At 45.1% G+C, this 9,902-nt stretch carries 8 protein-coding genes; all 8 read right to left on the reverse strand.

Going from position 1 to position 9,902, the window contains the following annotated elements:
* Nucleotides 1–703: 703 nt before the first annotated feature.
* The 8 genes from HPY71_14995 to HPY71_15030 all read right to left on the reverse strand — a co-directional run bounded on the left by HPY71_14995 (nt 704) and on the right by HPY71_15030 (nt 9,589).
* Complete coding sequence (locus HPY71_14995) at nt 704–1,351, reverse strand: hypothetical protein (protein NPV54797.1); 648 nt, start codon at nt 1,349–1,351, stop codon at nt 704–706.
* A gap of 417 nt (nt 1,352–1,768) precedes the next feature.
* Nucleotides 1,769–3,283 carry an FGGY-family carbohydrate kinase gene (locus HPY71_15000; protein NPV54798.1) on the reverse strand — a complete coding sequence of 505 codons (1,515 nt, stop codon included), beginning with the start codon at nt 3,281–3,283 and terminating at the stop codon, nt 1,769–1,771.
* A gap of 55 nt (nt 3,284–3,338) precedes the next feature.
* Nucleotides 3,339–3,677, reverse strand: a complete 339-nt coding sequence (locus HPY71_15005) for a cupin domain-containing protein (protein ID NPV54799.1) — start codon at nt 3,675–3,677, stop codon at nt 3,339–3,341.
* A 172-nt stretch (nt 3,678–3,849) separates the two neighbouring features.
* The gene (locus HPY71_15010; protein ID NPV54800.1) at nt 3,850–4,986 is read right to left on the reverse strand and encodes a glycerol dehydrogenase; all 1,137 of its coding nucleotides are present in this window, start codon (nt 4,984–4,986) and stop codon (nt 3,850–3,852) included.
* A 202-nt stretch (nt 4,987–5,188) separates the two neighbouring features.
* Complete coding sequence (locus tag HPY71_15015) at nt 5,189–6,529, reverse strand: ArgE/DapE family deacylase (protein NPV54801.1); 1,341 nt, start codon at nt 6,527–6,529, stop codon at nt 5,189–5,191.
* 92 nt (nt 6,530–6,621) lie between these two features.
* Complete coding sequence (locus tag HPY71_15020; GenBank protein ID NPV54802.1) at nt 6,622–7,698, reverse strand: ABC transporter substrate-binding protein; 1,077 nt, start codon at nt 7,696–7,698, stop codon at nt 6,622–6,624.
* 237 nt (nt 7,699–7,935) lie between these two features.
* The gene (locus tag HPY71_15025; GenBank protein NPV54803.1) at nt 7,936–8,703 is read right to left on the reverse strand and encodes an ABC transporter permease; all 768 of its coding nucleotides are present in this window, start codon (nt 8,701–8,703) and stop codon (nt 7,936–7,938) included.
* 124 nt (nt 8,704–8,827) lie between these two features.
* Nucleotides 8,828–9,589 carry an ABC transporter ATP-binding protein gene (locus tag HPY71_15030; protein ID NPV54804.1) on the reverse strand — a complete coding sequence of 254 codons (762 nt, stop codon included), beginning with the start codon at nt 9,587–9,589 and terminating at the stop codon, nt 8,828–8,830.
* Between the last annotated feature and the right edge of the window lie 313 nt (nt 9,590–9,902).

A 9,902-nucleotide genomic window follows, 5' to 3' on the forward strand; every position in this document is an offset into this window, starting at 1 on the left:
ATGGAGGCAGCTTACACTGAGTCTCGTCCCAGGCAAGGACAGAATCCAGAGTCTTACTGATCCCAAGGGCATCGAACAATGCCGAGATAAGAGGAGCGGGCCCAGCGTGAAATATCTTCAAGGATGGAACCATAGGAAACACCCCCGCCTCCATTGTACATAAAAGCAGGGGAAAGTACAAGTAAATATATACCAGATAACCCTATAAATGTATAATTGTTACTAAAAATCTCACCTTCACATGTGACCTCAAAAAATGTCACCGCATATCCCTTAGGGGTGCGAAATGTAGGCTCGAGAATTGAAGGGCTGCCACTTACTTTTCCGCAGAAGGGGTAATACTTTAGCGGTTCATTCTTCAACATTTGGTGCACGGAATCATAGTAAATCATAGTAAATCGTACCGAACAGGTAATCGAAGCCGCGTTGCAGAGCAAACTCCGCCGATTCGAGACACTCCCGTTCTGGACAGCGAACCACCTCTAAACCGGTCGTTTTACCTGCATCGCATTGAACGCGAGCGAATTCGCTGGCGATGCTGAGGCCCTAGTCTGAAGTTCCGACAGTATCGCTTTCTGGCGGAACTTCAGACTAACTTTTGTTCAATCCCAAGCCTATCAGGGATTTAGGCCCAGGTTCATGGTCTTTACTATGCTCGGATAATGGGAATTGCTGGCCACAACCGACGAACTCCTGTATTAAGCTATCTATTAAGATATTCCACAACCTTCTCGATTTGTTCACGAATGGATGTATCTTTTCCAAACTTATTAGTAAAAAATGCGCTTCCGATCGTAAATGCCCATGGGTTCAGTTCTTTCACCCGATCTAATCTATCAAAGCTTGCAATGCTTCCTGCCATAATCACTTTGGTATTTACTTCAGCAATAAATTCACGGGTTAATTCTTCTGGATCACCCACATACCTATAGGCTAATAAATCAAATCCGTCAACTCCATACGTTGCTATCCTCTTTGCGTCGTCGATTATTTCTAAAATGGATCCCTCAAGCACACTCGGACTGCCACTTACTCTTCCACAAAACGGAGTATACCTTATAGGTCTGTTCTTTAGCAAATCATTCACTGAGCTATAGAAAATGGTACCCATCAGATAATCAAATCCACATTCTAGGGCCAAGCGGGCAGATTCTAGACATTCAGTTTCGGTATATCTTACCACCTCTAAGCAGGTAGTTTTACCAGCATCCTTCATAGCTTTTATTAATTCTTTCATTTTATCAATCGGTAGACCTACATCCTTAAAACCCCAATATTCCACTGGGGCATCTTTACATTCCTCGAAAACCTCCAACGCATTTGGCACTGTTTGATCGTTGTGTGTTAACATAACAATTAACCTAGGTCTCACTACTTGTACCTCCTATAAGCCTATTACATAGAGTGGCGGGCAAAACATGTCACTCCACTTTGATAATTGAATAGTTGTCATAACGATATACAGACCCCAATTTGACCTAGAAGTAGACCATTCCAATGAGCAGGGTCTCCATTTGGTTGGCTGAGGTTCTGTTTATACAACAGGCTCCTACGTTGCATCCAATATTCTAACTAAAATATCCCAAATTATAGTAGCATAAAAAGGAAGCTGTTACAATAAAATTAGCATTTCAACCAGAGCATAAAGTACCACGCTTCATAAGTTTACATAGTCATTCGTTCAGGGTCCCGTGTGTGGTAACCGGATGAGTACCAATAATTCAGCAAACTATACGAGCTCATAAAACTCAATGATAGAGATGTTCCGTCATTCACCCGCAAATATATTAATGAGGGAATCGTAGATGCGAACGTATTGTTTATAGACCCGGGAATAGACTTCTGCGTTCTCCACGTTAGGTTCGAATCGTTCCCCGAGGGTAATCATGTTAGAACAAGCCTCTTCGAGATTTCGATACATTCCGACTGCCTTACCTGCCAAGATCGCCGCACCAAGACAAGCGGCCTCACTACTCTTAGCAGTAAGAACAGTCCGCTGAGTCAAATCCGCCTTGATCTGATTCCATATTCTACTCTTTGAACCGCCGCCCAGACAACGAACCTCAAACACGGAGTTACCCAGTTCCTCGATCACATCTATATTTCTCTTTACAATGCAAGCAATAGCCTCCATAATTGCTCTGGCAAAATGCTCTCTTGTATGATGAAGAGTGAAACCATAGAACACCCCCTTTGCCTTTGGATTTGACTCAGGAGCCATAGCCCCGGCTAGGTGCGGAAGCATGATAAGTCCGTCGCAACCTGCTGGTACATGGTTAACTTCCAACCCTATTAGATCATATGCATCACGGTTTGAAGAAGAAGCGACGATCATTTCTGGTTGACAAAAATTGTCACGAAACCATCTTAAAACCATTCCACCAGTCGTAAACGTATGCATCATATAAGTATCAGGTATCCCGTGATAGTGACATGGCATTCGTCCTAATGGATCAAATGTCGGTTTGTCGACCGTCATACAAATAGCAAGCGCTGCGCCAGTGTTCTCGGAGAAAATACCTGACTTAATATTTCCTACGCCAATAGCTCCGGCTGCCTGATCTAGTGCTCCTGTTGCTACTATCGTATCAGGGCTCAGCCCAAGTTCTAATGCGACTCCAGGGATTATTGTTCCGACTACTTCTCCTGATTCGCGGATTTGCGGTAGTTGATCAGGTGAAATTGATAGAAACTCGAGCATCTCTGGCCACCATTGCTTGCTGATAATATCCCAGTAGGTTGTCGAACATAGTAACGAACCCTCAGCAACAAATTGTCCGGTTAGCCGATAAATGAAGTAATCTTCAATAAGAAGATATTTATATGTGCGTTCAAAGACTTCTGGTTCATTTCGCTTTATCCATAGAATTTTAGAGGCGGGCCACGTAGGCACAAATTTCACCTGACCAGTTCTCTTATAGCACGCTTCATGTCCGAACTCCCTAGCTAATATGTCAGCCTCTTCTTGAGCACGATTATCTAACCAGACGATAGCATTTCTGAGAGGTTTTCCATCCCGTCCTATGACTATTAGCGTTTCACCCTGGGCAGAGAGTCCCAGGGTCCGAATGTCTTTAGGAGGAATTGCTGCCTTAGTTAGTACTTCTCTAATGCCCTCTTTGAAAGCATTCCAATAAGTTTCTACTCCAAGTTCAACTGAAAGAGTAGTTGGAGTGAGTAACTGATACTCCTGCGTCGAAAGGGACATGGTATTCCCGTCTCGATCAAATAAGGCGATCTTCAGAGCTGTAGTGCCAAGATCAACGCTTAAGATATAATCCATTCGGCCGATGCCTCCTTTATCTTTAAGCATTAATACGATCTATCGCCTACCTACCCTACGGGGTAGGCGCACAACTCCAACTCACTACAGCCTTTCCATCACCAACGTTGATGAGAACGTGTGGCACACCTTCCTCAATTAATACAATATCTCCTTCTCCCAGTTCCACATAGATATTCTTATCAGGTATGTGGCAAGCCACGCAGCCCGAAACTACATAGAAAACTTCGTGGGAATTGGGATGACCATGATCAACTGCACCTTTTTGGCCTGGAAATAGCGTTGAAGTTCCAAATAGTATCTTTTCTGTCTTGATATACTCGCGACATTGCTCATCACCCTCCATGAATATCCTGGCTTCATTTTTTCTCACAACTCTGACTGTATTATTCATTACTATAACCTCCTGCGTTCTCTAGAATCTAACATTCCGTTTTGTAGACTTATGTGTCGTAAATGCACATTGGTTAGTAATACTCTGTTAGATTCATGGTCATTGTCGATATCCAAGTCGTAACCGCAACCAGCCTCTACAGATGTATGAGCTTACTAAATCAATACCGCATCTACCATGAACCACAATCCATCTCAACCTCAGCATAATCGTGAGACTTACACAACCCTGAGTACACATCTACTGCGTAAAGTGCATTCTTAACGGCACCAGGGTCAACTGGAAATGGCATATTGTGAATTGACTCCCCAGGGGCACACGCCGCCTTAGCCACCATGTTAAGTTCATCCTCCGTAACGTTGGCTAATCCAATATCAGCCAGTGTTGTAGGAAGGCCAACAGACGAACAAAAATATATTATTCGCCCTATAAGTTCCAAAGGCCGTCCCTCCATGATAAGTTGAGCGATTGTAGCGAAGGCGACTTTCTCACCGTGTAGGAAGCAATGAGTTTGAGGCAACGTAGTGAGCCCGTTGTGAATAGAGTGCGCTGCCGCAAGGCCCCCGCTTTCAAATCCAAGGCCACTAAGTAAAATATTGGCTTCAACTACCCTCTCGACGGCGGGTGTGACCAATTTGTGGTCAACTGCTAGCTTGGCTTCAATACCAAACTGTATAACATTTTTAAAACAGAGGTCAGCCAAGGCGATAGCAGCAGATAAGGCTAACCCCCCTGGAGTATTTCGAGCATTCGCCTGTAAACAGGCCTCAGCCTCAAATTTCGTCGCCAGAGCATCCCCCATCCCTGCCACTAAAAATCTACTAGGGGCGTTGGCGATTACCCGAGTATCCACTAGAACCATCTCAGGGCTCTTCTTATAGAATAGTATTTTATCAAAGGCACCCTCATTCGAATATAGGATAGAAGCGGCGCTACATGGAGCATCACTAGAGGCAATAGTCGGTACAATTACCTCCGGTATATTGAGATAAAATCCAACTGCCTTGGCCGTATCTAGTGCTTTGCCCCCACCAATACCAACGACCACGTTACTTCGGGCTTCCCGGGCGACGCTGACAAGCCGATTAATTTCGCTTTCAGAGCATTCCCCTTTAAATTCCGATATGGTTGGCTCTATATCCTTTTCCACGAGACTTCTGGTAAAATACTCACCCACCAACTGTAATACAATAGGGTCAGCTAGTACCAAAGCCCTATCACCTAGCATACTAACATAGGTACCTGCATCCCGTAAAACTCCCTCACCTTGAACGTAACGATGAGGAGCCACCATAACATGAGGTAACATCAACTGACTCCCCCTACTCAAATCTAGGCTAGGTCCACAGGAGGCTACTCGAGAAAGCCCTAGATTACTATAGGTCGACGGTAAGTTAGTACTCCCTTCAACATATAAGAATTCTATGAGAATCCCCTGAGTAAGCTCCTGTGGATACCGTAACGTAACAGATATCAGGCCACGTTATATCATATAATATTCCACACGGAATCTAGCACTCGACTCCGCACCAATTGACCGCGGTGACGGCGTACGTCTTAGCAGCGGTGATTAACTCCTCAATTTCTACAAATTCATTGATCGAATGGGCAACTAGTATATCACCTGGACCGTAGACTATACTGGGGATACCCTTAAGATCAAGGAATGCAGCATCACAAACCGCCGTAAAGCCCTGATATGTCACCGGTGCACCCGTTGTAAACTCATGGGCAGATGCGCAAACCTGGCAAATAGACGAATCCTTATCAATGTTTGCCGCTGGCCAGTATTCCACCCATTCAATCTTCGGAGGGTGTTCAGCAAGCCAAGGATCAAGCATCGCTACATGATTGATATAGGTTTCGATCTCACGTTTAATATCTTCTGCTGGTTCTTGTGGGGGGAACCAGATTGCATAATCTATCTTGCAGTACTCAGAAACAATAAATGGATCTAGTACTCCGTGAGGTCCTCCTACAATAACACCAGGATGAATTGTGAATTGTCCGGGTTTAAAAAGCGGGTGTCTCTTCGTAATCCCCCATTGCTGTTCTAATTCTTGAAGTGCTCTTAAGATAAAGGTACCCTTCTCAATAGCATTTACACCTATCTCTGACCCTCCCCCGCCAGGGCGAACTAGCTCCCACCTAACTGAGGAATGAGTTGGCTTACCAATGCATGTTACATTCATCCAAAAAAGGCCAGCAGTAGCAGGCTCTATGGCGAGGTGGACAGGCGGGCCTGAGGGTTCCGAAACGATAGCCGCGTCGGCAACATAACCACGTTCGATTGTCGCGGTGGTACCTAATTCGTGGCTCATCGTTTCCTCACCAACAACGCTCTCAACGATCAAATCGCCCTTCAGCTTGCAACCTGCCTCTGCAATAACCTTTGCGGCGATAACTTGGGCTGCAACCCCACCCTTCATATCACAGGCACCGCGCCCATAGATTTTCCCATCCTCAACATTTCCGCTGAAGGGGTTTCCCCACATCCAGTCAGAATAATTTCCAACAGGGACTGTATCAATATGTCCATTGAAGATCAGAGACCTACCTCCACCGGTACCCTTAAATACCGCTACGAGATTAGTTCGTTCTGGTTCCTTCTCAAACATATCGACACGTGCACCCACTGGTGCTAAGATTTTTCGTATCAGTTCATTACACTTCTTTTCGCCGCCAAGTTCTTTGTCTCTATCTACACCAGCACAGTTAGGATTGACGCTTCGAATCCTCACGAGCCCTTGACATAGCTCAATAAGCTCATCTTTTAGCCTGTTACAGGCATCTACAATATACCTAGATATTTCAGGATTTAGGTTATGGTTGGAATCATCATAAGCTTCCATCTAGTTTACCCCTTTCCGATGTTTCTTCAGGTAGGTACCCCCATAGATTAATTTGCAGTTATAGTAGTGGGGGTACCTACCCCTATGGAATGCTATTTCCTCTTTAAAACGTAGTTTCTGGCATCCTGACGAATTCGTTCATGATCAAAATCATTTGCCGCTTTAATGAATCGATTGGAGACAACATCCTCTGCCCGGATTTTATTTAGGATCACCCCAGCAGCATACATGTCATCGATCTGTTTCTGCCATTTCTCCATCAGACAAACACCTAAGCCCTTATCCTTTGTCCACGGAGGAGCCATCAGTGCATTAAGCGCTTTAACTACATCCACCATACCTTTGAAACTCTTCGGGGTGACACCCGGGAAGGTTTCAAGGGCAATTTCCGCCGCAGCTTCGGGATTCTCTAATGAGAAAACAGCCCCCTTAGCTGCCGCTCGCGCGATACGCTCCACAAGGTCCGGACGTTTTTGTATCAACGCATCCGAGACAGTCAAGCCATTACTTTGGTAATCTAAGTAATCCTGCCCGGCAAGAAAACGGAGGCTAATTCCGGAACTTGCCCAGTTTTGATACTCCATTTCCCATGTTAAAACTGCATCCGTCTTCTTTTCCCATACCGCCAATTGCCTGCCTTCTCCCGCTACAACCCACTCGACATCCTTCTCAGTAAGCCCCGCGGCTTTTAAGATCGGGGCGGCAATTACTGTCCATCCCGAATCACCAAGTGCAATCTTCTTTCCCTTAAGGTCCCTGATACTCTTTATACCACTATCGGGGCGAACGCCAAAACCGAAGATATTCGTCTGGAGGGTATCATAAATCATCTTAATAGGAAGTCCCTTCGACCGAGCTGTAATCGCCACGTAACTCGAAGGATATGCTACGTCAGCCTGCCCGGTTGATATTAACTTAGTACAATCAACGGTTCCCAGAGCCGATTCGAATGTAAACTGAATGCCTTCCTCGGCAGCATACCCCATTTTATTTGCTATATGAAGATATACATCCTCCCCTGCAAGCTCGCGTGCCCGGGGAAATACCACTTTTACTGTCTCAAGTTTTCCAGCAGCCAAAGTAGGTACCGCGAAACCGAAGATGAGAAGGCCCAACATCAAAACTACTAGGAAGGTCACAAACAGTTTTTGTTTTCGCGGGTCCACCATAATGTTTTATCCCCCTTTTGTGAATGAATTTAGTCTTAACCCATATACATCGTTAGTAGCTAACCTTCTCTTTTATTCATACATCCCCCCTCAGTCGTAGCGATGGTAGCAAATACCTAGATTAAGTAGAGGTCAAGTCTTTACCTTTCTCATATTCAGCATAATTCTGTCAGATTGCTATTCAGTCTTCGTTTATCCCCCCAGTCATCGCAATTCATATCTCGTTATTCTGACCCCCTACCGCACCCATCGTACCACCCTCCCTCTAAGATAGCTGATAGTCAGGTATATCCCAATTCCAATTAACGCTAAGACCAAAATCAACGAATATAGTAGCGTCGTTTCTAAGGTACTGGCAAAGTAGATCAGCCGATTCCCTAGCCCCCTTGATCCTCCAACAAACTCTGCGGCCACAGCGGTAACCACACTGCCGATTCCTCCAATAGTCAATCCCGTAAATACTGAAGGAAGTGCACTAGGGAATCTCACCTTGATAAAAGTCTGCAATTTAGATGCACCGAGAGAATTCATTAGGTCAAGTTGAAGAGATTCTGTTCCGAGTAAACCAGTAATTGTATTCATCATAATGGGAGGAAATGATGCAATCACAACAGCAATAATCTTAGTCGTAATTCCGAACCCAAACCACAACATGAGGAGAGGCACTAAAGCAACAGTGGGCATGGTAACGAGCGTCAAAATGTACGGAGAAAGAAGCTTATCCAAAAACTTGTATTGTGCGATAAAAGCCCCCAAAACTATGCCAAGACATGCTCCAATGGCGAACCCTCCAAAGACCTCCTTAAGAGTCACGACTGCCTCTGGGAGGATAATGTCTCTAAAGCGGCTCATCAGTGTTGAGACAATAGCCGATGGTGGCGGTATGATCCAACCGGGTATATGAAACGCCTTAATAACAAATTCGGCCACCATTACTACGAGAATAAGTACACTAAAGACAATTACGTTTTCCCAAAGATTTCTTCCTCGCTCCTTCGCTTTCACGCTTTCCCAACTTGCAGACGAATCGGGCTGCAAAGCCTCGGCCACAAGAATCAACTCCTCTCAAACTACCTGAACTTGCCTATCATAGTCTAGGAGTCCAGACCTAATAAAACCTCAAGGATATCTAAATTATGTAATATTTACCAATGAGATCTCTAATCTGCTGAACCTGATCTAGGAAATTTCGTTCCGTAAGCATCTCCATGGTACGCGGCCTCGGTAAGTCTATTTCGACTTCCTTGATAATTTCTCCAGGTGATGGTTTCATCACCAATACACGGTCAGATAAGAGCACCGCCTCGGAAATACTATGTGTTACAAAACAGATAGTTTTTTTGCTCTTTTCCCAGATCGAAAGCAGTTCAAAATTCATCATTTCCCTAGTAATTGCATCAAGTGCTCCAAAAGGTTCATCCATGAGAAGAATAGATGGGTCATGCACCAATCCTCTTGCGATCCCAGCTCTTTGTTGCATACCGCCGGAGAGTTCTCGAGGGAACTTATCCTCAAAAGAGGAAAGCCCAACCAGTTTAAGCAAATCATGTGCACGTTGACGATTCTCGGCGGTGTTTATTCCCAAGACCTCCAAAGGGAGGATGACGTTTGCGAAAGTAGTTCGCCAAGGTAGTAAATTAGGCGACTGAAAAACGAAACCGAGGTCCTTATTGGCTTTCTGAATTACCTCTCCCCGTAACTTAACCGTGCCTTCACTAGGCTTATCTAAACCGGCTATAATACGTAGTACGGTTGTCTTGCCACAACCGCTTGGTCCTACTAAACTCACGAACTCGCCTTCCTTTACGTCAAATGAAACATTGTGTAAAGCCCAAACCTTTCCCCGCTCTGTATAAAACGTCTTAGATAGATTTAAAGCCTCTAATATAATGCTAGCAGGTACCAAAGTGCTCACGCTTAAAGCTGCCTCCAATTTACAATCCCCCTCGTATAATTTAGCTGAGATCACAATAGACTCCAAGAAATATACTGTCGAATAAATAGTCGTCGCCGGGGCTGTGGATATGTGGTCAACGCGTAGCGTTGTCCAAGCATCTGTGGACCCTGTGGGTAACCCCGAAGGGGTTATCCATAAGTCCACAGATGCGCCATATCCACAGCCCAGGACTTGAAGTTTTGGGGCTTTCCTGAGACAATGGCCTTAGGTTGGCAGGGGCAGGTCTGGCCACCCCCTGAGGCATAGC

It is taken from the genome of Bacillota bacterium, assembly GCA_013178125.1.
Taxonomy (GTDB): Bacteria; Bacillota; SHA-98; order Ch115; family JABLXJ01; genus JABLXL01.

Bases quoted from the DNA above. Each gene is read 5' to 3' on its own strand.
- HPY71_15010 (NPV54800.1), bottom strand. From the start codon at position 4,986: ATGTTACCTCATGTTATGGTGGCTCCTCATCGTTACGTTCAAGGTGAG.
- HPY71_15005 (NPV54799.1), bottom strand. From the start codon at position 3,677: ATGAATAATACAGTCAGAGTTGTGAGAAAAAATGAAGCCAGGATATTC.
- HPY71_15015 (NPV54801.1), bottom strand. From the start codon at position 6,529: ATGGAAGCTTATGATGATTCCAACCATAACCTAAATCCTGAAATATCT.
- HPY71_14995 (NPV54797.1), bottom strand. From the start codon at position 1,351: ATGTTAACACACAACGATCAAACAGTGCCAAATGCGTTGGAGGTTTTC.
- HPY71_15000 (NPV54798.1), bottom strand. From the start codon at position 3,283: ATGGATTATATCTTAAGCGTTGATCTTGGCACTACAGCTCTGAAGATC.
- HPY71_15020 (NPV54802.1), bottom strand. From the start codon at position 7,698: ATGGTGGACCCGCGAAAACAAAAACTGTTTGTGACCTTCCTAGTAGTT.